The organism is Anaerosphaera multitolerans, assembly GCF_004006535.1.
GTDB classification, from domain to species: domain Bacteria; phylum Bacillota; class Clostridia; order Tissierellales; family Peptoniphilaceae; genus Anaerosphaera; species Anaerosphaera multitolerans.
Map to the genome: position 1 here is coordinate 82,517 of NZ_RLIH01000002.1, position 24,948 is coordinate 107,464.

The following is a 24,948-nucleotide window of genomic DNA, read 5'->3' on the forward strand; positions in this document are numbered from 1 at the left end:
GCGGGGAAAATATGGCAATGTGGAATCCTTGGAGAGGTTGCAGAAGATATAGTGAAGGCTGTAAATATTGCTACATCCACAAGGGAGATATTAAAAGAAATATAAAGACCGATGAAATTATAAAGACTAAGGATTTTTATAAACCCATAGAGAAATTTAAAAACGGAAATTATAAAATTAAATCAGGTACAGTATATTTATGCTTTTCAACTGACTTTTTAATTGAAGATGCGGATAAATGGAGAAGGGAATGTTGGGATATTATTAAAGAGCGTTCAGATTTATCTTTTCTATTTTTAACTAAGAGAATTGACAGATTTTTAAAATGTATTCCCAAGGATTGGGGAGAGGGATATGAGAACGTAACAGTATGTTGTACTGTGGAAAATCAGGAGACTGCTGATTATAGACTGTCCATATTTAAAGAACTTCCCATTAAACACAAATGTATTACAGCTCAACCTTTAATTGAGAAAATAGATATATCTAAATACCTAAAGGGTGTTGAACATGTAGTAGTAGGCGGAGAATCGGATAATAATGCAAGACCTTTAAATTACCAATGGGTTTTGGACATTAGGGAGCAGTGTATTAAAGAAAAAGTCAACTTTGAATTTAGACAGTGCGGTACATATTTTATAAAGGATGGAAGAGGATATAAGTTGCAGACTAAGGATTTAACCTCTCAAGCACGAAAGGCAAATATTAACTACTATATTAAGTAGTAGTTAGAAGTAAATTTAAAGAGTAGGGAAAATTTTTAACTATAAAATTTTAAAAATGGCTAAAGAACATTGGTACAGTATTTTAACCGAGATTTACAAACTTAAACAATAGGCAGGGGAATTATAAAGTGTGAATTAATTGAAGATATAACAAAGCTGCATACTACGAAATTGGGAGTGGAGCGAATAAAAAGAAATCTTTACTTGGAGAATGAAAATATTGTAAATTGGTTTATAGAGCAGATATTAAAAGATGAGGTTGAAATTTCAAGAAAAGGTAAAAACTATTATGTAACTGTTAACAACGCCATAATAACTGTAAATGCAAGTAGCTACACCATTATTACAGCCCATATAATAAAGAGATGAGATATTATTAAACAATTGAGGAGGCTTAATGTATTATCCTATTCAAATACCTTATAAACTTGATGAAAATTTTTTAAAACACATTAAATATAATGAAGAAAAAGTTAAAGAACTATCGAATTTTGTAATTTGCTATTGGGAAATGATTCCCAGAACAAAAGAGAATATTCATATTAACAATATTATTATAACTGACGGCTGTATAGACTTGGTAGTAGATTTTGACAATAAAGTTGTGGGCTTTTCTGGAATGAGCACTACTGATTTTAACTTTACTGTAAGTCTTCCAGGTAGGTTTATGGGACTAAGGTTCTTGCCTGGTGCTTTTTATCAGTTGACGGGAATTTCAGCCTCTATAGCTATGGATAATTTTTTAAATATTCAAGAAGTCTATGAAGATTTTGATTGTCAAAGATTTTTAAATTTAAGTTTTAATGAGGCAAAGACTTACTTACTTGATTTTATAAAAATTAAATTTGAAAGTTTAAATCCAAGCACTTATACGCTTTTATTTAACAAGTTATGTGAAAATCCTCCCTCTACTGCTAGGGAATTACATATGCTATTAAATTTAAGCGCAAGTCAATGTCAAAGGAATTTTATAAAACACTATGGCATTGGACCTAAGAAAGTTCTTTCTATTTTACGATTTCAAAAATGTCTTAGAATTTTAACCTCTACTGAATCAAAACCGATAGATATATTGGAATTGGTTCAATACTACGATCAATCTCATTTTATTAATGACTTTAAAGGAAATATTGGGATCACCCCCTTTGAACTTCTTTCAAAATATAGAGATGACTGATTTTTCCAATACACTTAGTAGTGAATTTGATATTTTATTATTGAGGGGTGATAAAATGTTTAAAAGTATGGTAACTAATTTAATGGTGGAAGATGTTAAAGAGACAATTGATTTTTATGAGGATGTGCTGGGATTTACTCTTATTACTTCCGTTCCCAATAAAAAAGATGGATTCCAATTTGCAATAATGTCAAAGGATGAGTTTAATTTAATGGTACAGGAAAGAACAAATTTTATTGAAGAGTATCCGTCTTTAGGGATAGAGAAAGTTCAGCCTTCTGTCAGTTTGTACATTCAAGTTGACAATTTAGAGGAGCTTTACTTGGAATTAAAGTCCAAGCATAAACTTCTCTTGGATATGCATACTACTTTTTACGGTTTAAAGGAATTTGCCATAGTAGACAATAGTGGATATGTTCTGACCTTTACCGAATTTATTGCTAATTAGCAAAGTGTAGTTTACTTAAGTTAGTGAAAATAAAAATATATCAGTAAATATTTACTGAAAATTAAGGTGGAATTTATGTTAATATGTCAAAGCTGTGGAATGAATATTTCAAGTGATGAGCATAAGGGTGTAAATTCAAATGGATCTCTTTCTTATGAATACTGCGCCTATTGTTATAAAGATGGAAAGTTTAACAATAATTTAACTTTAGAAGAATATGTGGAAATAGGTTTAGAATATTCACCTGAATATCAAAAGGCGAAGACGGAAGCTGAAAGAGAGATAATAAGGGAACAAACGAGAGAATATCTTTCAAAATTAAAAAGATGGAAATAAAGATAAAAGTCCTGCTGAGATTATAGCAGGATTTTATATTATATAGAAAGCTAAATTTTATGTTTACTATAGATGATTTAGAGTATTTTTAATAATTTAATGTCAAATTATAATTGTCATTATATTTAACACGATGCAACACTAGAAATTAAATTTGGCAAATAAATTTTTATCTAAGTGATTGATAATTTCTTTAGTTAAAATTAAATATTCTTAGAACAAGCTAGGATTGTAGCTGTTTTGTTGTGTGATTTTTGCTTGTTTAATTTCAAACCGCCTTTGCTTTTCAAATTCGTTTTTTTGGCGTGATTTTATTTTTCTCTCAATTTTATTTGCTTCATATTGAATTTGTAAAGCCTGTTGAGCCTTTGTTCCAATACCGATTTCTTTCATTTGCTTGCTTATTTCTCTTTGTTTTCTTTTGGGGTTAATGATTTGTTCATCTTTTAGCTCTCCTTTAAAGGTTTTACTAAACTGAAGATTTTTCTAGTTTTTTTATTATAAGATAAAAGAAAGGGAAAGGGAAAATAAATCTTATAAGTTTGGCGGTGGAGTACCTTTTATCTCCCGAGTATCCTTTATAGAAAAGGTTAAGTGGATTTAAAGCTAAGGTATAGTTATAATAATAGACAGGGTAAGCCCTTAATATAAATTAGGAGAATGCTGTTTGAAAAAGAATAAGACATTGGAGATTGTAGTACTCTAGAGGTTGAGATAATTTCAAGAACCTCTAATATATTAAAATCAAATTATTTTAGGAGGACTACAATGAAAAATATAGTACGTTTGGAAAATTGTAATGATTACAGTGAAGTGGAAAATTTAACGAGAGAGGCATTTTGGAATGTCTACCGTCCCGGCTGTACGGAGCATTATATTTTGCACCGTTACAGAAAATTGCCGGAGTTTATTCCACAGCTTAGCTTTTTAATTGAAGATGAAGGAAAAATTGTGGCTCATATTATGTACAGTAAGGGAGAGATAATTTGTGATAATGGTAAAATAATTCCCATAATTATCTTCGGACCTATTTCCGTCTTGCCTGGCTATCAGGGTAGGGGCTATGGAAGTGAGCTGATAAATTACAGTTTGAATAAAGCTAAAGATATGGGCTTCGGAGCTGTTGTAATAACAGGAGATCCAAAGTATTATCAGCGTTTCGGTTTTGAAAATGCAAGGTCAAGGGGTATATATTATTCTGATTTGCCAAGAGATGAGGAGATGCCCTTTCTTATGGTGAAAGAATTAAAAAAGGGATATTTAAAAGAGGTTATAGGAACTTACAAAGACCCCTCAGGTTACCTTGTAGATAATAGTGAAGTTGCTGAATTTGATTTAAAATTTCCCATAAAGGAAAAGTTAAAATTACCGGGACAATTGATTTAAATTTAAGAAGAGCAGTCCTACTTAAAATAGTGGAACTGCTCTTTAAATAAATATTAAAAAGGTTTTGAAGTGATGTAATGTTTATGTAGAGACTAAATAAATATGAACTTTAGATTTTATTAAATTTATTAAAATAAAGACAAAATTGCATAGTAATAAAAACTTTAGGGTATAAAAATTTAGACAAAGTTCACTAAACCTTTTAGAACAATAGAAATAAAAAGGAGGTTTTTATGAAATTTGATGTTTTAAGGAATAAGTATCCGTCAAGGCGTAGTGTAGTATATGGTAGAAAGGGAATGGTCTGTACTTCTCAACCTTTGGCAGCTCAAGCAGGTCTTGATATGTTGAAAAAAGGTGGCAATGCCATAGATGCGGCAATAGCAACGGCAGCAGCTATGACTGTACTTGAGCCTACTTCCAACGGTATAGGGGGAGATGCCTTTGCTTTGGTATGGGTTGACGGAAAGTTACATGGATTAAATGCAAGCGGAGTAACTCCTAAACTTTTAAATGAGGATTTAGTACGCAGTCTTGGATATGATGAAATGCCAAAAAGAGGTTGGCTACCTGTAATGGTACCCGGTGCTCCATCAGCTTGGGCGGAGTTATCTGAAAAATTTGGCAAATTGCCTTTTGAAGTGGTTTTGGAACCGGCAATTGAATATGCAGAGGAAGGATATGCAGTAAGTCCTATAATATCAAAATTGTGGGAAGATGCCTACGTTGAGTTTAAGGCAAGTTTTAAAGGAGATTGTTTTAAACCTTGGTTTGATACATTTGCGCCTAAGGGCAGAGCGCCTGAAGCAGGAGAAGTTTGGTGTTCAAAAGAGCTTGCCAACACTTTAAGAGCTATTGCTAAAACAAAATCTCAAGATTTTTATAAAGGAGGTTTGGCAACTGAAATTGATAAATTTTCCAAGGGAACTAATGGATATTTGCGTAAAGAAGATTTAGAAAACTATTGGTGTGAATGGGTTGAACCTATATGTACAGACTATAGAGGTTATGAGGTTTGGGAAATTCCGCCTAACGGTGATGGAATTGTGGCTTTAATGGCATTAAATATATTAAAGGGTTTTGATTTTACTGAAAGAGATACAGTGGAAACTATACATAAGCAAGTGGAATCAATGAAGTTAGCCTTTGTTGACGGAAAGAAATACGTTTCGGATAAAAATTCCATGAAGGTTACAGTGGACCAATTGCTCTCTGAAGAATATGCTTTGGAGCGAAGAAATTTAATAGGTGATAAGGCATTGATGCCTGAACCGGGAGAGCCTCACAGCGGAGGGACTATATACTTATGTACTGCTGACGGTGAAGGAAATATGGTGTCCTTTATTCAAAGTAATTATTTGGGCTTTGGCTCGGGAGTAGTAGTTCCGGGAACGGGTATAAGTTTACAAAATCGAGGGATTGCCTTTAACTTAAATAAGGGTGATGAAAATTATTTGGAACCCTGTAAGAAGGCCTTCCATACTCTTATTCCCGCATTTTTAACTAAGGATAAAAAGGCAATAGGACCTTTTGGAGTTATGGGTGGCTATATGCAACCGCAAGGGCACCTTCAGGTAGTTTCCAACACTATAGATTTTAATATGAATCCGCAAGAGGCTTTGGATGCTCCAAGATGGCAGTGGATAGGAGGAAAGGAAATTCAAGTGGAAAGGGGATTCTCCTATAGTTTGACAGAGGAATTAGTTAGACGAGGTCATAAGGTAAGTGTACTTCCGGAATCTATATCCTTTGGTAGGGGTCAAATAATATGGAGAGATGAAAATGGAGTTTTAATGGGCGCAACAGAACCGCGAACAGACGGTACAGTTGCTGCCTGGTAATATAAGCGATGGGTTGCCATCGCTTTTTATATTTGTATATTAAAATGCTTTTAGCAATAGTATTAAAACTCCATTTTATAGTTATGAAATTTATAAATATAATGATTAAATTAAAACTTTTAAATTTTTAAGGCCTTTAAATTTTCAATTTAAAAGCTTTTTTCAGTTTAAACTTTTAAAACTGAATGTTTTTGTTTAAAGTTTATTATATTCTTTTAAAACAGCTGAATTTATAACCTTTCGGGGTATGTATTAGATAATATGATACATATGAGGTTTGGATTTAAAAAAATGGGAAGTGGGTTTTGAATAGTATTTCCCGAGAAGTTTGGAAGTTTAAAGGAGGAGAGAAATTTGATAGGTGCAATTATTGGAGATATTGTAGGTTCACGCTTTCAATTTGATAATTTTAAAAATAAGGACTTTGAGTTTTTTACTGAGGAGTGTACAATAACCGATGATAGCATTATGACCTTTGCCGTAGCCAAGACTATTATGGACACTACTAATATGATGAAAATCACTTTAGAGGAAGGGAACAGTGACAGATATTATTTTCTAATTGAAAATATGGTAGTGGAATATATGCAAAACTTTGGTAAAAGGTATCCCTACTATGGCTATGGACAGATGTTTGGAGAATGGCTCTTCAGTGAAAATCCAAAACCTTATAAGAGCTATGGAAATGGAGCGGCAATGAGAATAGTGCCTGCAGGTTTTATTGTAGGCTCCGAAGAGGAAGTGCGTAAGTTATCCGGTGTTATAACCGGTGTAACACACAACCACCCTGAGGGCTTAAAAGGAGCTGAAGCAGTGGTAATGGCAATGTTTTTATCAAGGCAGGGTTGCAGTAAAAGTGAAATAAAATCTAAAATTGAAAAAGATTACTACACTTTAGATTTTTCCCTAGATGAATTAAGAGAAACCTATACCTTTGATTACACCTGTCAAGGAACGGTTCCACCGTCTATAGTGGCCTTTTTAGAGTCCACCTCCTACGAGGATGCAATTAGAAATGCCGTTTCACTGGGAGGCTACAGCGATATTGTAGCAAGTATTACAGGCGGAATTGCGGAGGCTTACTATACAGTTCCCGGAGAATTTAAGGAGGAAGCTTTAACTTACTTAGATGGATATTTAAAAAAGATATATTCTGATTGGACTTCTTTTACAGAAGAAAACTCCGAAGTTTAAGGGTTTGTTGTTTAAGGAAATAATATTAAGTCTTTAGACAATTTAAATCAAAAAAGATTTGGTTAATAAACTTTAAATTAGCAGTTTAAAATTAATTTAGACTGTTAATTTTTTTTGTTGTATAATAAATTGAATGAATATTTAAAATAGAATTATTGGAGCTGATTTTTTGAGTAATAAGAAATATAATGTATACTTATTTTCTTTTGCACTTGCTTTATTAATTACAGTGAGCTCTTTATTTATTAGTAGTTACGGTTATGGGGAAGGATTATTTACAAATTACTTTAAGGAATTTGAAATATTTTTATATAATTTTATACCTATTTTTATTTTAATAGTTATATTTAGCTTTTTATTTAAGTCGCTTCGACTTTCTTTTTTGTTATGGTCTTTGGCCCTAAATATAATGGCCTATATTAACTATATCAAAATAATTTATAGGGAAGAGCCTTTTTTGGCAAGAGATGTAGCTTTAATAAATGAAGCCTATACTATGTCCAAGCAGTATGATTTAAATCTGAACTCGCCTAATTTTATGGTCTTGTTGGGAGTAATTGTACTTACTGTTGTAATTTTTATACTTCTCGGAAGGGCTTCTTTTAATTATGAGCTTAGATTTAGAAAAGCAACTGTATTTACTTTGATTTTAATTTTAATTACCAATATATTTGTATTTGATTTTGAAAAATACCATGCACTGGGCGTTGGAAGTAAGTTGAATATGTGGATTGAAATAGAAAGCTACCAATCAAAGGGTTTTTTATATCCCTTTATCTATTCAATAAAATCTTCAAAGGCCTATAAGTATCCTGAATATAATGAGAAAAAAGCGGAGGAACTTTATAATTCCTATAGTTATGAAAATATTTCCGAAGATAAAAAGGTAAATGTCGTTGTGATTATGTTAGAGTCCTATAAGGATTTTTATAAATTTCAAAATGAATCTTTTGAATTTGAAAGAAATCCCTACGAGTATTTTCAAAAGCTGCAAGGTGAATCTATTGCAGGAAATCTAGTAGTTAACTCCTTTGGCGGGGGGACATTTTTAACTGAGACGAATTTCCTAACGGGCTATAAGCACAATCCTCCTTTTAATAAGGAAACGCAGTCCTATGTAAGGTATTTAAATGAGCAGGGTTATACATGCTACGGTTTTCATCCAAATGTGGGTAGTTTCTACAATCGAAACAACATCTATCCTAAATTGGGATTTCACGGGTTTTATGAATATTACAATGCCTTTCAAAATATTTCAGGTGGATTGGCCATGGACAACTCCTTCTATCCTTTTTTAAATGAAAAGTTTGATGAGGAGACGGCGAAGGGGCCTTACTTTTCCTTTGGAGTAACCTATCAAAATCACGGTCCCTACTCTACAAATGCAGGAGAGGGTACCTATATTAAGTGGAAGGATCACTATGAGGAGAAATGGTACAATTATTTTAACAACTACTTAAGAGGTATTGATGAAGCCACTCAGGCTATGGAGATTTTAGTGGAGCATCTGAGAAGTTCCGATGAGCCGACGGTACTTGTAATGTTTGGCGACCATTGTCCTTCAATGGGAGATAACAAGGTGCTTTTTGATATGTTTAATATAGAGCACAGTCTTGACCAATCTACAGGTATTAGAAATATGTATGAAACACCTTACATTATTTGGGCTAACAATGCGGCAAAGGCAACATTGGAAAATGATTTTGTGGGAGTGGGAAGAGATTTGGAGCCGGCTTTTTTAATGAGTGAGGTATTTAAGTATATTGGCTGGAAGGGAAATCAATACAACCAATTTTTACAGGATTTTACTGAAAGTGTGTCCATTTTAAAGGAAACCTGGTTCGTAATAGATGAAGAGGCGACAAATGCGCCAAGTGAGGAACAGGAAAAGAAAATAGAAGAATTTAAAAATATTGAATATTATACATCTCATATGTTGGATTAAAAATTTAAACCGGCGCTTAGGCGTTGGTTTTTTATTTTACAGTTGAATTTGTGGGACTGGAAATTAACTTTAAAATCAATAAGGCAAAGTATAAGTAAAAGTTATAAACAACTTTAAAATTAAATAAATAAGAAAAGTGGATTTGATTATTTTACATAGTAGAAATATAATAAAATTACAAATTTACAGGGGGTACAGTATGGAAAACAAGATACTTCTTTTGGAAGATGATTTAAGTTTAATAGATGGACTTGAATATTCATTAAGGAAAAATGAATATAGTGTGGATGTTGTGCGCTCAGTAAGCGAGGCTAAAAAGAGTTTGGATTTAAAGGAATATAATTTATTACTTTTGGATATAGGACTTCCTGACGGTACGGGATTTGAAGTATGTGAATATGTTAGAGCAAAGGGAAACAATGTACCGATAATTTTTTTAACTGCTTTTGATGAGGAAATAAATGTAATCAGAGGTTTGGACAGCGGCGGTGATGATTATATTACCAAGCCCTTTAAAATGGGAGAATTATTTTCCAGAATAAGGGCGCTGTTAAGAAGGACAAAGAGTTTAAAGGAAGAGGAAGTTAAAAAGACTGTCCATGGAGATATTACTATAGACTATCTTAATTCGGAGATAAAATTAAAAGATGAGGTACTTGATTTAACAAGTGCGGAATATAAATTGTTAAGTTTGTTGGTTCAAAATTCAGGGCAGACTGTAATGCGTGAGACCATCTTAAATAGACTTTGGGATGAGGGAGGAAACTTTGTAGACGACAATACTCTTTCAGTATATATACGAAGACTTAGAGAAAAGTTGGAAGAAAATCCTTCAAAACCGAGACGTATAATAACCGTAAGAGGTTTCGGATATAGGTATGACGAGGTGGATGAATGAATTATTTAGAAGATGAAAGAGCTAAAAAACTTTTAATTAAAATAGTGGGCATATCCCTACTGTTAATGATATTAACGGTTTTTATTAGTTACGGTATTTCAAACTCTCTAAAGAACTTTTTAATTGAAGATAGAGCTGCAATGGCAGGTTCTCTTTTAGAGCAGGGAGTGTCGGAAGAAATTGTGGCAAAATCCCTAATGAATGATTTGGGAAACAGTGAAGAGGGGATGAAATTACTTAGTAAATTGGGATTAAAGGAAAGTACCAACATTCTTTTTGTAAAGGGACTTTCCAAATTTAATCTTATATTGACAGCTAAGCTTTTAATTGTCGTCCTTATATTTTCTGCCATTATGGGAATTTTTATTACGAGTTTTTTAAAGGAACGGGAAAGGACTTATGAAGATGCCGGTAGAATAATAGGTCAATTTAAAAAAGGAAATTTCGGGGAACATCTGCCTCGTAAGGAAAGAGGGGCACTTTTCCAACTGTTTTCTGAAGTAGATGACCTATCTATGATTTTGAAAACTAAAATTGAAAGGGAAGTAGAGGGAAAAAGATTTATAAGAGATACGGTTTCCGACATTTCTCATCAGCTAAAGACTCCTCTCTCGGCAATTAGCATTTACAATGAAATTATTATAGAAGAAAGGGAAAATCCTGAAAAGGTTGTGGAATTTTCTGAAAAGATAAGGACTTCAATTACAAGAGTTCAGGATTTAATAGTACTCTTGTTAAAGATTACAAGGCTGGATTCGGGGAGTATTGAATTTGAAAAGCAGGAGTACTATATTGGAGATTTAGTAAGTAAGTCTATAGACCAGCTAAGGGATAGGGCGATTAAGGAAGGTAAAAACCTGATTGTCAAGGGAGATGAAAATGAAAAAATAATATGTGATTTGCAGTGGACAAGTGAAGCAATAGGAAATATTGTAAAAAACGCAATAGATTATTCCAAGGGAGGCGATGAAATAAGTATTAGCTGGAGTAAGTCACCGACAGCTACTGAAATAATAATTTCCGATAATGGAAGGGGAATAGGGGAAGAGGATATACACCATATATTTAAAAGATTTTATCGTGGTAAGAACTCTGAAGACTTTCAAAGTGTAGGTTTAGGTTTGCCTCTTGCCAAATCCATAGTGGAAGGTCAGAATGGAATTTTAACAGTTGAAAGTACAATTGGAGCGGGAACTGCTTTTACTTTATCATTCCTTACAAAATTGTAAGGTAAAATTCATCTGGCAGTAAGCTTTAGATGGTACTATTTCTACAGAGGTGAAAATATGGAAATTTTAAAAGTTGAAAATTTATATAAAACCTATGGCAAGGGAGTTAATAAGGTGGAGGCGCTAAAGGACGTATCCTTTGCTGTGGATAAGGGAGAGTTTGTTGCAGTAATAGGAGAGTCGGGTTCAGGTAAGAGTACTCTTTTAAACTGTATAGGAGCTTTAGATAATCCAACATCGGGAAAGATTTATTTAGATGGTGAGGATATATTTGCCTTAAAGGAAAAATCCAGAACTATTTTTAGAAGGAGAAATATAGGTTTTGTATTTCAAAACTTTCAATTGATTTCAGAGTTGACTGTGGAGCAAAATATAATATTTCCCATACTCTTAGATCATAAAAAACCTAAAAGCGAAGATGTAGAGGAGATTTTAGAGGTATTGAATTTAAGAGACAGGAGAAATCATCTTCCAAGTGAACTTTCAGGGGGGCAACAACAAAGAGTAGCTATAGGACGTGCTCTTATTACCAAGCCTATGTTAATATTAGCCGATGAGCCTACGGGAAATTTAGACACCAAGAACAGCAGAGAAGTGGTGGACCTTTTAATTAGAGCTTCAAGGGAATTTCAACAAACTATAGTAATGATAACTCATAATATCAATTTAACTTCTTCTGTAGATAGAGTGCTTAAAATTACAGACGGCACTTTAACTGATTTAGGGGGAAAGACAGATGAAAAGTTATCTTGATTTAGTAAAGATATCCGCCAAAGAAAACAAGCGAAAGTATAGAATGACTATAATCTGTATAGTCCTAGCTGTATTTTTAGTATCTTCCATATTTGGAATGGCTGAAATGGAAATTAGAAGTCAAAAAATGCAAATTACTAAAGACGCAGGAAATTGGCACTACGGCTTTGAAATAAATAGAGAAGATGCTGAAATGATAGGATTAAGACCTGAGATAAAAGTATCGGGATGGTATTCTCAAATAAATGCAAATCAGGGCTATACTCTTAGAGATACAGGTGTTGCAATAGTGGGAATGGATGAAGGACCCTTTAATGAAATTTTCAAAATAGAAATTTTAGAGGGAACTTATCCCAAAGCCGAAAGGGAAATTCTACTGTCTGAAAATGCAAAGAGAGATTTAAAACTTTCACTAGGAGATGAGGTTACTTTAAAATCTCCAAGTGGTGAGGAATTAAATTTTAAGGTTTCAGGATTTTCAGAAGGGAATTCAAGAATATTAGCTGAAGGACATATAGGAGCGTTCTTAACTGACAGCTCCTATGGGAAAAACATTACAGAAGGAAATGATTTCAGCAGTTTCCTAGTTAGATTTTCTCCTTACAGCAATATGTCTAAAATTCTTGGAGAAATAAAGGCGGACTATGGTATTTCTTCAGAACAGGTTATGTCTAATAGCAAGTTACTGGGAGTTTTAGGACAGAGTAGAATGAGCTATATGATGCAACTTTACTATATAGCTTTTATCCTTTTTATATTGGTAATGCTTGCGGGGATATTAATGATAGCCAGCAGTTTAAACTCAAATGTAATACAGAGAGTTGAATTTTTTGGAATGATGCGCTGCTTGGGTGCTACTGAAAAACAGGTTATGAAATTTGTCAGAAGAGAAGCCCTAAGTTGGTGTAAGGTGGGAATTCCCATAGGTATAGCTTTAAGCGTGGTAGTTGTTTGGATATTGTGTGCCATACTTAGATTTGCAAGTCCACATTATTTTGCGGAACTGCCCGTGTTTGGAGTGAGTTTAGTAGGTGTGGTCTTTGGAGCAATCGTGGGAATTTTAACGGTTTTACTGGCTGCTCAGTCCCCTGCTAAAAAGGCCTCAAAGGTATCTCCCTTAGCTGCAGTAAGCGGGAATGCCAACGGAATTAAGGCGGTAAAAAAAGCTGCCAACACCAAAGTTTTAAAGGTGGAATGGGCTTTGGGTATAGAGCATGCAAAATCGAGTAAGAAGAACTTTCTTTTAATGGTTAGTTCCTTTGCCTTAAGTATAGTCTTGTTCTTGGGTTTCTCCGTAATGATTGACTTTATGGACCATGGAGTTCAGCCTCTTCAACCCTATGCTCCGGACTTTACAATAGAAGCGGAGGATATATTAATCAGTAGAGATAAGGCAGAAAAAATCAGGGGAAAAGATGGCGTGAAGTTTAGTTATAAAACTATGACTATGGATTCAATTGAAGGAGAATCTAAGGGAGAAAACTTTAAATTAAATTTAATTTCCCATGATGAAGCTCAATTTAACTGGGCAAAAGAAAACTTGCTGGAAGGCTCTATGGAAGATGTTAAAAAGGGAGAAGGAGTTTTAATAGTAAAAGATTCCCTGTATAATAATTCTGTAGAAATGGGAGATATTATTAATATAAATTTAGAGGGTGAGATTAAAAGTGTAGAAGTAGTGGGAATTTTATCTACTTCACCCTATATGAACCTTGGAAATTTAAATGTAGTTACCTCAGAAGAAACCTTTGAAAACCTAACAGGACAAAGTGATTACAGTACTTTATATCTTCAATTTGAAAAGGACATTACTGAAGAGGACATTGAGGAGATAAAAGCTTTTGCAGGAAGTGAATTTAACTATGGAGATATGAGAATGGGAAATAAGGAAGTAAGGGGAATTTATTATTCCTTTGCCCTCTTTGTCTATGGTTTTATAGCTGTAATAGCTTTAATTACAGTATTTAATATAAGTAACAGCGTATCTATGAGCGTATCTGCAAATATGAAACAGTACGGATTTATGAGAGCCATTGGAATGAACGATGAGCAACTGGTAAAAATGATACTTGCTGAAACGCTGACCTATTCAATAGCGGGAGCAGCAGTGGGATGTTTAATCGGGATTCCTTTAAATAGATTTATTTTCAATGGAATGGTAACTTCCTACTGGGGGGCACAGTGGACAGTGCCGATTTTTGAAATAGTTATTATACTTGTCTTGGTAATAGTGACATCTATAATTGCAGTATACAGTCCGACAAAGCGAATTAAAAATATGTCCATTGTAGAAACTATAAGGTCAAATTAAAAAGCCGGAGTTATAAAGACTCCGGTTTCTCTTATAAAATAATTAAATATTGCTTAGATAACAGTGCAGCTTTATATAAGTCTGTACTTTTTTAATTTAACTAATATTGAATTTCTTTTTTATAAATTCTATAGATAATATCTCTTTTAGCTCCGAATTTTTCCACATCTGTAATCATGGCTTTATTATATTCCCAAATTGTAGAGCCCTCCAGTTGGGAATAATTTTTATTAATAGCATTGGCAAAACACTTAAAATAAATTGCAGCTGAAACGCCTTTTTTTCTATATTCGGGAACTACGAACAAAACAAACATTCTGATTTTTTTAATTTTCTTTCTATAGTAAAGGAATTTAACTAAGCCTGCAAGTCCCATTTTCCCCTTTAATTTAATTAAAATTTCATTGTAATCGGGGAGAGCTATGTTAAAACCTATGGGTTTTTCTTCACTATTTCTAGCGATGCAGATAAAGTCAGTGTCCATAAAGGGTCTTAGCAGTTGAAAAGTTTCGTGAATTTCTTCAAGGCTAAGAGGTTTAAAGTCCTTCCACTCACGAGGAAGTGCAAGGTTTAAAACTTCATATATATCTGATAGATCCTTATCTAAATCTTTTAAATTAATAGTATCAATTCTGTAGTTAAACCTCTTTACAATTTTAGGCAGAATTTCTTTTATCCTGTGAACATTATCTCTTAAATCCTCTTTATCAGCCCTATAGGCATAGCAGTCATAGTATTTTGTAAAACCGTAATCCATCCAATAATCATTGTAGTACTTAAAGTTATATATGTTCATTACAGTGGGAGGGGTATTGAATTTATTTACTACAAATCCCCTGTGGTCTTCGCCGCCCGGTAGGGAAACCGGCCCTTTAATAAAATCCATACCATGCTCCTTACAAAATTCAAGGGCCTTATCTAAAAGTAAATTTGAAACTTCTACATCTTCAATAGATTCAAATTCCGCGATATATCCGTTTTTTTCACTATGGTAGCTATTAAGTTCTATATCTATAAAAACTAAAAGTCTTCCAACTACTTTAAAATCTTTAATAGCTAGAAACAACTTGTGGGGACATGATGAAAGAGAATTATTTTTTCCCTTTAAGTATAAGAGGTAGTCCTTTTTAATGGGAGGAACCCAGTAGGGATTATCTCTATATAGCAAAAAGGGCAATTCTATAAAATCCAAGTAATCACTATGGCTGTTAACTTCTTTAATGGTATAACTGTGTATTTTTATCACCTCACATAATAGTGTAAACAATTGTATTGTAACATAAAAAAATAACAGAATTTATAAGAAAGATAGAAAACTTAATGAAGTCAATATAATTAGACGAAGGGACAGGTTTAAATATTACTAAATCAACGATAATTAATATCAAAATTGATTAAATAAATTTAAAAGGGGGTATAATTTTTTTGGAGGTAGATTATGGAAAATTTAATTGGAAAAAAATTGGAAGAATTTAAAACACCTATGTACCATCAGAATGCCTTTGGAGAATTGGAAACCGAAGACTTAAGAGGGAAATGGTCAGTATTTTTCTTCTACCCAGGAGATTTTACTTTTGTATGTCCTACAGAGTTGGAAGATATAGCTAAAATATATGATAAATTTGAAGAGATTGACTGTGAAATTTATGCAGTTTCAACAGATTCCGAGTTTACTCATAAGGAATGGCATGAATCTTCAGAGGCAGTGGGCAAGGCAAAGTATCCAATGGTGGCAGATAGGAACTTTTACCTATCTAAATTTTTTGGCGTTTTAATTGAGGAAGAGGGACAAGCCTTAAGGGGTACCTTTATAGTAAATCCTGAACTGGAAATAGTTGCCTATGAGGTTCACTCACCTGGTATCGGAAGAAACGCCAAGGAGTTATTAAGAAAAGTACAGGCAGCTCAATTTGTGGCCAAGTTTGGAGATAAGGTATGTCCTGCAGGATGGGAACCGGGAGATGAAGCTTTAACACCGGGAATTGATCTTGTTGGTAAAATTTAAGACATTAAAATAGACCTAAAATTTAGGTCTATATTTTTTTGCCACATTCAGGGCAGTATTTATAATCTTTTTCCAAAGGAGTACCACACTCTGTACAGTATTTTTTAAATTGAAAGCCCGGGCTTGTATTTTCAAAGTCCATATGTTTGTAATCCTCTTCATATATTGGATCTCTGTCTCTTTCTTTTTGAGATTTTTTATTTTTAGAAAATAGAGTGAAGGTATCGTCTTCTTCATCATCTTCTACAATGTCATATTCTGAAAATCTTTTTTTGGATACGGCATTTCTATAATTATAAATGGCTTCGAATATTCCCATTAAAATAAATACTATTCCAAAAAGAGGAAAGGCATAACCTATTAATTTTAAAGTCCCCTCGCTACTGCGTAAGTTGGTAGTCAAACTAAAGGCCAGTACAGTCCAAAATATTCCGAATATTATAGCTGCAATTGATCCTAAAAATCTCAAAAAGGAAGGACCTCTACCTTTTTTAATTTTTTTCATAATCAGCCTCCTTCAAGGACTGAGATAATAATAACAGAAAATTGTGAATATTAAATGAATTATTTAATTGCATTTAAGTAGGCTATAAAGTCCTTTGAGTTTAAAAGCTGAACTTCCTTGGGAAGAGTTTGGGAACTTAAATTTTCAGTATTTATTTCAAAAGCACTTTTTCCATCTTCATATTTTATATTATATTCACCTTCCAGCCCTATAAAGAAATTGGAATAAAGGCCTTGGTAATTTGAATTTGACGGCTGTATCTGAATATAATCATTATCCAGATACTTAGGTACAATTATATAATTTCCCTTTTCCTCTTCACCATAGTTTTGAAATTTAACCAATTTACTGGCAGACTTTAAATCTTCTTCAACAGGTATTATTAAAATTTTTGTTTTATCATCAGAGGATAGGTCGGTGAAAATTTTATTTATAATTCTATCCTCCTCAATTTTTAAATCTTCAACAGTCTTTAATTTACTGTTATACATCAGGGCGCTATTAAGGGCCAGTATGTTTCCCTCCGGTTTAAATAGAAAGTAAAGTTCCAAAAAAGTTCCCTTTCCACTCATAGATAGAGCCTCTAAGTATAGATTATTAGTGGCAATAAAAGTAGACTTGTCGTCGGAAAGATTAAAATGTTCCTGAATTAAGGAAAGATATTCCTCTGTAGCAGGTGAATATTTATTTATATTGTCTGATACAAGATAGGTATCTCCAACTTTTTCCAACAATATGGTCTGATCTGTATAGGATTTTTTCCGTACGCCTGAATTTATTTTTTTATAATTTACTACCATTAAATTATCTTTTTCAGTAATAAGGTTTAAGGTATCAATATTAGGTCTTAGACTTTGGATTTCCTCGGGAAGATTAATGTAGTAATCAGAAACGTATAATTTATTATCAAAACTTCTAATTATGCTATTTTCATCATTAAGCTGCTCTAAAACTTCCTTAGCGCGTTTTGGAGTGAAAGTATTTTGTAGGGCATCTTCATAGGTACTTAGATTTTCAAAAATATTACCTTGTACTCTTGAATATTCGTTACCATTAAAATTCTTTTTATCTTCAAGCTCAAAAGTTACACCTTCACCAAAGATATGTCTTGTTAAATCATAACTTTCAATGGTATCCAGCAACAGCTGTTTGGTTTTTTCATCTGCATTTCCCGTTAAATCTTCACTACCGCCGCATCCTGTTAAAAATAAGGAAAGAGATAGGGTAAGTGTTAGTAGTAATAAAATTTTTCTCATAATTCACTCCTGTGCATCAATAAAATCAACTAATTATAAACTTTAAGATTATCTATTTTGCAGATAGTCTGTAAAGCTTTTTAATTCAATAACTTTCACTTCCTCAGGGAGTTTATAAGCCGACTTAATATCCTGAGTTTTAAAATGGGAACTTACATCTTTTAATACTATATTGTAATTGCCATATAGGGCATTATAAAAATCATTTAAGCAGTAAGTTATTTCTCCGTCTTCAAGATAGGTATTTTCATCTAGGTACTTGGGTATTATGATGTAGCTGTCTTCCCTAAGTTCGGAAGAATTAAAGGAGCCATAGGAGCTGAAGTTAATTCCCGCATCTTCAATTAAATTATCATCACTGTCTTTTACATAGGCTACAAGCAGCAGCACCTGATCATCCTCAGGGTAGAGTTCTGTAAAAACACTATTTAAAACTTTCCCTTCAACTACAGTTAAATCTTCGATTGAAATAATGGGATTGCTTCTTTTACCAATGGTATATTCCTTACTTACCTTGGCAGCCTTTGTAAGTATAAATTCCGAATTTTCATAGACGTATACCCTGTAGAGAAAAAATTCTTTAACACCGTCAAAATTAATGCGATTGCTCTTAGTAATTAAAAAGCTACTGTCTTCGGATAAATTAAAGTGTTCTCTTATAAGTTTGTTATCTTCATAATCGGCAATTATCCCTAGGCTATCAATATTTTTTTGATTAGCTACTAGATATTTTCCACCTTGATTTACAAGGGATAGATATCTGGGCTCAGATACCGAGTCGCTAAAGAAAAACTTTTCAACAGTCCTATAGCTTACAATTAAAAGTTCATTGCTTTTAAATAAGGTGTCAAAAGTATCTAATGCGATTTGAGAAGGAGAGTTATGTTCCTTAAAGAAATTTGAATATTCCTTTTCAACATAGATATAATCTCCAATGGCTTTAAAGTGTTCATTGGGATAGTTTGAGAATGTTAAAATTCTTTCAGCTTCTTCTTTTACAAAAGTATTTTCTACAATGGATTTATAATTTTCATAACTGTTGTAACCGTAGCCCTTTTTGATTCTCACATATTCTTTTCCCTCTAACTCTTTTACATCTGACCTATCAAGTTCAATGGCAGGAGTAAAGGAGTTTATAACTTCATAATTGACAATTAAGTCTTGAATTTCAGTTTTTGTTTCTTCATCCATACTGCCCTTATATTCCGAAATGTCAGTGGAACATCCTGTGAAGATTAAAGTCAGAGTTAAAAACAGTGTGAGTATTGATTTTTTCATAACTTCTCCTATTTATAATTCTTTTCCAAGTACCTATATAGCTCAATGGAGTTAATATTTTTTACTCCCATAGGTAATTCTTGAACTTCTTTAATGGCTGCAGTGGTAAATTCAAATTCAACTTTGGTATCATCGCTATTTAATTTAATAAAAACGGTTCCCTCCTTATTAGTGGGGTTTATAGAAGTCATTGAAATATAGGAGTTTCCACTTTCTGAACTTATAAGTGTGTTGTAGTAATCTAAATATTTCGGAATAAAAACATAGACATCAGCAGGAACGATGACATTTTCCTTATTTTGATTTAGATATACATATTTTAAAGGATCAACTATTTCTTTATACTCAGGGCTGTTAGTATCTAAATGAGAAACTAAGAGCGTGGTATCAGGAAAACTGTTCAACTCCGTAAAAAGAGGATTTATAATCTTATTGTCCTCTATTTCCAGTTGCTCTATTTTTTCATTTTTATTGTCAATACGGCAGATGAATTTTAATTTCAATTCAGAGCCTTCTACTTCAAAGATTTTGTAAATTTTCTGTTGCAGGGCAAAATCAAAAAGACGATTATCTTCAACTATAAGAGTTGTCTTGTCATCTGTAATTTCAAAATATTTTCGGATTTTGCTCAAAGTTTCCGCATTAACAGAAAATAAACCTCGGTCGTATAAATTTTTATCAACTAGGTACTTTCCCTTTTCTTCCACTAATACCAGTGAATTGGATCTGGAGTACTTATCTGATTTTTGATTTGTCTCAGTGGGAATTTTTTCATAGCTTATAACCACTACATTATCTTTTTTTACTATTACTTTAATATTCTCAAAATTTATTTTATATTCCTTATTAAGCTCTTCAACATGGTTCTTATAATTAGAATCCATATAGAGTTTTCCGTTAATTATCTTTAAAGGAGACGTTTGGCTTTTAATATTATTTAATTTTTTGTCATATTCTTCTTTAGTGAGGGTGTTTTTTAACAATTTTCTATATTCCTCATAACTGTTTACGTTATTACCTGAAACGGGAATATAGGTGCTGTGATCCTCACGTATTAAATTATCGGTATCAAAGTCAATATCCTCACTATAAAAGTTTTCGGCTAATTCATAATTTGAAATTAAATTTGTAATTTTCTCCATTTCAGAGCGATTGAAATAGTTATAGAGATTGTCCGGATCTTTAGATTTATTTGAACAAGCCGGTAGGATAATTAGAGAAAAAGATGCTATTAACAAAAATATTTTTTTCATTTTTGCCTCCTAAATAAAAACTTACATAGCTACCTGTTATTCTATTATAAAATGAGAATAAGTGAATGTAAACGTAAGAAGTGATTAAATTAAATATATATCTAGTATTGGTTATTATAACATAGTATTATGGTATAATATTTATGTAAAAGCTATTTAGAATGGAGATTGGAGTTTGGAAAATCAATTAATTGAAAAACCTTTAAAGGATATAGAGCGTTCAATTATAAAAACCTACAGAAAAAACATTTGGGTAAAGTTTATAAGGGCGATTAATGAATTTGAAATGGTGGAAGAGGGAGATAAAATAGCTGTGGCAATTTCAGGAGGTAAAGATTCTCTCACCCTTGCAAAACTGTTTCAGGAACTGCAAAGACATGGTAAGATGAACTTTGAAGTTGAATTCATTGCCATGGATCCGGGCTTTAAAAGGGAGAATAGAAAGCTTTTGGAATATAATTGCAACTATTTAAACATACCTGTTAAAATTCACGATTCAGATGTATTTGAAGTGGCAAATAGAGTTGCAGGAGACAGCCCCTGTTATATGTGTGCAAGAATGAGAAGGGGAAATCTTTATGCAAAGGCACAAGAGCTGGGTTGTAATAAGCTTGCATTGGGACACCATTTTAATGATGTAATTGAAACTATTATGTTAAATATACTTTTTGCCGGAAATTTTAAAACTATGATGCCAAAGCTTCATTCTGATAATTTTAAGGGGTTGGAGCTTATAAGACCGATGTACTATGTGGAAGAGGAGGCCATAATTAGATTTATGAGATCCACAGGTTTAAAGGCCCTTGACTGTGCTTGTACTATTGCTGAAAAAAGAGAGGGCAATATGAGGTTTTATGTCAAGGATTTAATAAGAGAAATTAAAGATTTTCATAACAATGCAGATATTAATATTCTCAGATCTGCTGAAAATATAAATATGGGTGCAATAGTAGGGTGGAAGAACAGAAATGAAAAACATTCATTTTTAGAAAATTACAATCAGGAGGACATAGATAATATATGAAGCTTATTTCATGGAATGTAAACGGACTTAGAGCAGCAGTGAGAAAAGGGTTTGTTGACACTTTCAATGATTTTAATTCAGATATTTTTGCCTTACAGGAAATAAAACTTTCAGAGGGTCAACTGGATCTTAAATTAGACGGATATGAAATGTTCTATAATTATGCTGAAAGAAAAGGATATTCAGGAACGGCGGTTTTCACTAGAGAAAAGCCTTTAAATGTAACCTATGGAATGGGTATAGAGGAACATGACAGCGAAGGTAGAATTATAAATTTAGAGTATGATGATTTTTATTTTATAACCTGTTATACGCCGAACTCCAAGCGTAAGCTGGAAAGGCTTGAATATAGAATGGTATGGGAAGATGATTTTAGAAATTATTTAAACAATTTAAATGGTAAGAAACCAATAATTTTATGCGGAGATTTAAACGTTGCTCATAGGGAGATTGACCTTGCCAATCCTAAGACCAATAGGAAAAGTGCCGGTTTCACCGATGAGGAACGAAATAAATTTACAGAGTTGTTAAATGCGGGTTACGTTGACACCTTTAGACATTTCTATCCTGAACAGCCGGAAGAATATTCATGGTGGAGTAATTTCGCCAACTCAAGGGAGCGAAACATAGGTTGGAGGATTGATTATTTTGTAGTGTCTAATGGAATAACCAAGGATTTAAAAGACGCTAAAATTCATCAATCTGTAATGGGTTCAGATCACTGCCCGGTGGAGTTATTGTTAAAATAGGAGGAAAAATGGAAAACTTATTAACAGAACGAATTAAGGATCACTTATACTACATTGGAGTTAATGACCGTGAGACTCAACTTTTTGAAAATATGTGGCCATTGCCCGACGGTGTAGCATATAATTCATTTTTAATGACTGGAGAAAAAAATATTATAATTGATTTGGTAAAGGTAAATACTGTTAGCAGCTATATAGAAAAAGTTCAGGAGATTTTAAAGGAAGATAGTCTGGATTATATAGTTATAAATCACGTAGAACCTGACCATTCATCGGGGATTTTAAATATTTTAGAACTTTATCCCGATGTAAAATTAATATGTAATAAAAAAACGGTACCCTTTTTAAAAACCTACTATGGAATTGAGGACAATTTAATAGTAGTTTCAGAGGGAGAGACTTTGGAATTAGGTAACAGGAAACTTACTTTCTATATGACTCCAATGGTTCATTGGCCTGAGTCCATGGTTACCTATGAAGAAGAGAGTAAAACTCTATTCTCTCAAGACATATTCGGAGGATTTGGAACCTTAAACGGTGCGATTTTTGACGATCAGGTAAAGTTTGACGACAATTACTATTCCGAAACTACAAGGTACTTTATAAATATAGTTGGGAAATATGCCTCTCAAGCTCTAAAGGCCTTAAACAAGTTAAAGGATTTGGAAATAAGTACTATCTGTCCTGTACACGGTCCTATATGGAGAAAGGAACCTGAGAGAATTGTAAAGCTATACACAGATTTAGCTCAACAAAAAGTAAAGGACGCAGTGCTGATAATATATGGCTCAATGTATGGAAATACGGAGAGAATGGCTGAAGCTGTGGCAAGAGGCGTGGCAAAAGGTGGAATAACCGACATTAGAATTAGAGATGTGGGAAAAACTCCCTTCTCTTACCTATTGGCGGAAGCTTGGGAGACAAAGGGAATAATTTTAGGCTCTTGCTCCTATAACAATAATATATTTCCTCCAATGAGCTTTCTAATGGAAGAGCTAAAACAGCAAAAGATGAAAAACAATATTTGGGGAATTTTCGGTTCCTATTCCTGGAGTGGGGGTGCTCTTAAAAGGTTAAGAGAGTTTACTGAGGGAAATAAATGTGAAGTATTGGAAAGACAACCTGAAATTCAAGGTGCGGCAAATGAAGAGGAACTTAGAGAGTTGATTCAACTTGGAGAAGATATGGCAAGGGCAATTCTTGAAAGTTAATATAGCTTAGGAAAAGATGGGATAATTATCTCATCTTTTTTCTTTATAAATCTTTAACTCTTTGGTAGAATATTGATGAGGTGAAGTTATGAAGAAGACTTTAAGTATATTTTTGGCAGTACTTATGCTCTTGTTTCCTGCAAGTGGTTTTGCAAATTCACAGACAAGTGAAAATGGGGACAAGGAAATAAGGAACCAAAATATATTTGTACCAACTAAGGATGGAGTTCAAAGGGCCACCTATGAAGAAGCCCTGAAAATTGAAGAGTTAAATCAAAAATCTCTTATGGATCTTTGTGAATCCTACTTATTGGGAGATTATAAAAGCGGAAGAATTTTGGAATCCTATAATATAGATGAAATCAGGCCCATTGCTTCAATGTCAAAACTGGTAAGTTTGTTTGTAGTAATGGATAAGATTAAAGACGGAACTATCAGCAAGGATGAAAGTGTAACTATAGATAGTGAAAGCGCAAGCTTGTCGGGCTCCAGCTTTAAACTAAAGGAAAATGATGAATTTCCCCTTTGGGATTTGGTAAAGGCCTCTGTAGTAGTTTCGGGAAACGACGCGATTACAGCTTTGGCAAAACATATTTCAGGTTCTCAGGAGGCATTTGTGGGCTTGATGAACGAAAAGTGTAGGGAGTTGGGATTGGAAAATGCTAAAATGATAAATCCTACAGGACTTACAGATTATTCTTCTACTGTAGAAGATAAATCTTCAAAGGGAGAATATAATGAAATGACCACAAGGGAATTGTTTATACTTACAAGGGAAATTATCAGACAGTATCCGGAACTTTTGGAGATATCTTCAATGGACAAATTAGAAGATGAGGAAAGAGATTTTTCAGAGTACAACACCAATCCTATTTTGGGAATAGTGGAAGGTGTAGATGGTTTAAAAACCGGATATACTAACGCTTCAGGCAGATGTTTAGTTGCTACGGGACAGAGAAAGGGCGTGGAAGGCGTATCTCTTGATACAAGATTAATTGGAATTACAACGGGCTCAAGGGGAGACTGGGAAAGATATGTGGCGGCAAAAAGGCTTTTAAGTGACGGTTTTGAAAAGTATAAATATGTTGTAGTAGGTAACTTAGATAGATCTGTCACAACGGTGAAAGTTGAAAATGCCAGTGAAGTAGATGTTGAAGTATTTGAAAAAGATACCGGTTCAGTTCTTTGGGATGGAGAAAGCGAAATAAAAAAACAAATTACTATAAAACCGAATTTAAAGGCACCTATTCCTGCAGGAGAGGCTGTGGGTTCAATTACTTATAGAATGAATGGGGAACAGATTTTAACCAGTGACTTAATAGTTAAGGAAAAGGTAAATGAAAGAGGTATCTTCTTTAAACTTAGAAGTCTCTATGAGGATATTTTTACTAATATAAAAAATGCAATTTAAAAAAGACCAATAT

At 33.2% G+C, this 24,948-nt stretch carries 23 protein-coding genes and 1 pseudogene; 18 read left to right on the forward strand and 6 right to left on the reverse strand.

Annotated features, from left to right (window positions below; all coding sequences use genetic code 11):
- Positions 1-11: 11 nt before the first annotated feature.
- The 5 genes from EF514_RS01710 (at position 12) to EF514_RS01730 (ending at position 2,686) form a co-directional block, all read left to right on the forward strand.
- Complete coding sequence (locus EF514_RS01710) at positions 12-725, forward strand: DUF5131 family protein (RefSeq protein ID WP_127723189.1); 714 nt, start codon at positions 12-14, stop codon at positions 723-725.
- Positions 726-881: 156 nt separating this feature from the next.
- Positions 882-1,094 carry a DUF3781 domain-containing protein gene (locus tag EF514_RS01715; RefSeq protein ID WP_476726856.1) on the forward strand — a complete coding sequence of 71 codons (213 nt, stop codon included), beginning with the start codon at positions 882-884 and terminating at the stop codon, positions 1,092-1,094.
- Positions 1,095-1,122: 28 nt separating this feature from the next.
- Positions 1,123-1,902 (forward strand): DUF6597 domain-containing transcriptional factor, encoded by a 780-nt coding sequence (locus tag EF514_RS01720; protein WP_127723192.1) that lies wholly within the window; start codon positions 1,123-1,125, stop codon positions 1,900-1,902.
- Between the two features lie 55 nt (positions 1,903-1,957).
- The gene (locus EF514_RS01725; protein ID WP_127723194.1) at positions 1,958-2,350 is read left to right on the forward strand and encodes a VOC family protein; all 393 of its coding nucleotides are present in this window, start codon (positions 1,958-1,960) and stop codon (positions 2,348-2,350) included.
- Between the two features lie 75 nt (positions 2,351-2,425).
- Entirely contained in the window at positions 2,426-2,686 is a 261-nt protein-coding gene (locus tag EF514_RS01730) for a zinc ribbon domain-containing protein (RefSeq protein ID WP_127723196.1), read from the forward strand.
- Between the two features lie 213 nt (positions 2,687-2,899).
- Here EF514_RS01730 and EF514_RS01735 read toward each other — a convergent pair.
- Positions 2,900-3,157 (reverse strand): annotated as a pseudogene (locus tag EF514_RS01735) (YjdF family protein); the annotation flags it as partial.
- A gap of 297 nt (positions 3,158-3,454) precedes the next feature.
- Here EF514_RS01735 and EF514_RS01740 point away from each other — a divergent pair.
- The 8 genes from EF514_RS01740 (at position 3,455) to EF514_RS01775 (ending at position 14,243) form a co-directional block, all read left to right on the forward strand.
- Positions 3,455-4,072, forward strand: a complete 618-nt coding sequence (locus EF514_RS01740; RefSeq protein WP_127723200.1) for a GNAT family N-acetyltransferase — start codon at positions 3,455-3,457, stop codon at positions 4,070-4,072.
- Positions 4,073-4,305: 233 nt separating this feature from the next.
- A complete protein-coding gene (locus EF514_RS01745) occupies positions 4,306-5,913 on the forward strand; it encodes a gamma-glutamyltransferase family protein (protein ID WP_127723202.1) in 1,608 nt (535 codons plus the stop codon).
- 354 nt (positions 5,914-6,267) lie between these two features.
- Positions 6,268-7,107, forward strand: a complete 840-nt coding sequence (locus EF514_RS01750; RefSeq protein ID WP_127723204.1) for an ADP-ribosylglycohydrolase family protein — start codon at positions 6,268-6,270, stop codon at positions 7,105-7,107.
- A 169-nt stretch (positions 7,108-7,276) separates the two neighbouring features.
- The gene (locus EF514_RS01755) at positions 7,277-9,052 is read left to right on the forward strand and encodes an LTA synthase family protein (RefSeq protein WP_127723206.1); all 1,776 of its coding nucleotides are present in this window, start codon (positions 7,277-7,279) and stop codon (positions 9,050-9,052) included.
- Between the two features lie 199 nt (positions 9,053-9,251).
- Positions 9,252-9,950, forward strand: coding sequence for a response regulator transcription factor (locus tag EF514_RS01760; RefSeq protein ID WP_127723208.1), 699 nt, complete (start codon positions 9,252-9,254; stop codon positions 9,948-9,950).
- On the forward strand, positions 9,947-11,179 hold the full coding sequence (locus EF514_RS01765; RefSeq protein WP_127723210.1) for a sensor histidine kinase: 1,233 nt from the start codon (positions 9,947-9,949) through the stop codon (positions 11,177-11,179). Before EF514_RS01760 ends, EF514_RS01765 begins: the two co-directional genes overlap by 4 nt.
- Positions 11,180-11,236: 57 nt before the next feature.
- Positions 11,237-11,932 (forward strand): ABC transporter ATP-binding protein, encoded by a 696-nt coding sequence (locus EF514_RS01770; RefSeq protein WP_127723212.1) that lies wholly within the window; start codon positions 11,237-11,239, stop codon positions 11,930-11,932.
- Positions 11,916-14,243 (forward strand): ABC transporter permease, encoded by a 2,328-nt coding sequence (locus tag EF514_RS01775; RefSeq protein ID WP_127723214.1) that lies wholly within the window; start codon positions 11,916-11,918, stop codon positions 14,241-14,243. The genes EF514_RS01770 and EF514_RS01775 overlap by 17 nt, the downstream gene beginning before the upstream one ends.
- 100 nt (positions 14,244-14,343) lie before the next feature.
- Here EF514_RS01775 and EF514_RS01780 read toward each other — a convergent pair whose 3' ends face one another.
- Positions 14,344-15,489 carry a GNAT family N-acetyltransferase gene (locus tag EF514_RS01780; protein WP_240648981.1) on the reverse strand — a complete coding sequence of 382 codons (1,146 nt, stop codon included), beginning with the start codon at positions 15,487-15,489 and terminating at the stop codon, positions 14,344-14,346.
- Between the two features lie 192 nt (positions 15,490-15,681).
- On the opposite strand from EF514_RS01780, the gene EF514_RS01785 reads away from it, so the two are divergent.
- Positions 15,682-16,248: a redoxin domain-containing protein gene (locus EF514_RS01785; protein WP_127723216.1), complete on the forward strand. Its 567-nt coding sequence runs from the start codon at positions 15,682-15,684 to the stop codon at positions 16,246-16,248.
- A gap of 28 nt (positions 16,249-16,276) precedes the next feature.
- On the opposite strand, the gene EF514_RS01790 is transcribed toward EF514_RS01785, so the two are convergent.
- From EF514_RS01790 to EF514_RS01805, 4 genes are read right to left on the reverse strand one after another with little or no spacing between them, the layout of a single operon-like run.
- Positions 16,277-16,753 (reverse strand): zinc ribbon domain-containing protein, encoded by a 477-nt coding sequence (locus tag EF514_RS01790; RefSeq protein WP_127723218.1) that lies wholly within the window; start codon positions 16,751-16,753, stop codon positions 16,277-16,279.
- A 59-nt stretch (positions 16,754-16,812) separates the two neighbouring features.
- Positions 16,813-18,009 (reverse strand): hypothetical protein, encoded by a 1,197-nt coding sequence (locus EF514_RS01795; RefSeq protein ID WP_127723220.1) that lies wholly within the window; start codon positions 18,007-18,009, stop codon positions 16,813-16,815.
- 48 nt (positions 18,010-18,057) lie between these two features.
- Entirely contained in the window at positions 18,058-19,287 is a 1,230-nt protein-coding gene (locus tag EF514_RS01800; RefSeq protein WP_127723222.1) for a hypothetical protein, read from the reverse strand.
- Between the two features lie 8 nt (positions 19,288-19,295).
- Complete coding sequence (locus EF514_RS01805; RefSeq protein WP_127723224.1) at positions 19,296-20,540, reverse strand: hypothetical protein; 1,245 nt, start codon at positions 20,538-20,540, stop codon at positions 19,296-19,298.
- Positions 20,541-20,715: 175 nt separating this feature from the next.
- Between EF514_RS01805 and EF514_RS01810 the strand changes: the two genes are divergently transcribed.
- The 4 genes from EF514_RS01810 (at position 20,716) to EF514_RS01825 (ending at position 24,935) form a co-directional block, all read left to right on the forward strand.
- Positions 20,716-21,564 (forward strand): tRNA 2-thiocytidine biosynthesis TtcA family protein, encoded by an 849-nt coding sequence (locus tag EF514_RS01810; RefSeq protein ID WP_240648982.1) that lies wholly within the window; start codon positions 20,716-20,718, stop codon positions 21,562-21,564.
- On the forward strand, positions 21,561-22,313 hold the full coding sequence (locus tag EF514_RS01815; RefSeq protein WP_127723226.1) for an exodeoxyribonuclease III: 753 nt from the start codon (positions 21,561-21,563) through the stop codon (positions 22,311-22,313). The genes EF514_RS01810 and EF514_RS01815 overlap by 4 nt, the downstream gene beginning before the upstream one ends.
- Positions 22,314-22,321: 8 nt before the next feature.
- Positions 22,322-23,524 carry an FprA family A-type flavoprotein gene (locus EF514_RS01820; RefSeq protein WP_127723228.1) on the forward strand — a complete coding sequence of 401 codons (1,203 nt, stop codon included), beginning with the start codon at positions 22,322-22,324 and terminating at the stop codon, positions 23,522-23,524.
- 88 nt (positions 23,525-23,612) lie between these two features.
- Entirely contained in the window at positions 23,613-24,935 is a 1,323-nt protein-coding gene (locus EF514_RS01825) for a D-alanyl-D-alanine carboxypeptidase family protein (protein ID WP_127723230.1), read from the forward strand.
- Positions 24,936-24,948 lie beyond the last annotated feature (13 nt).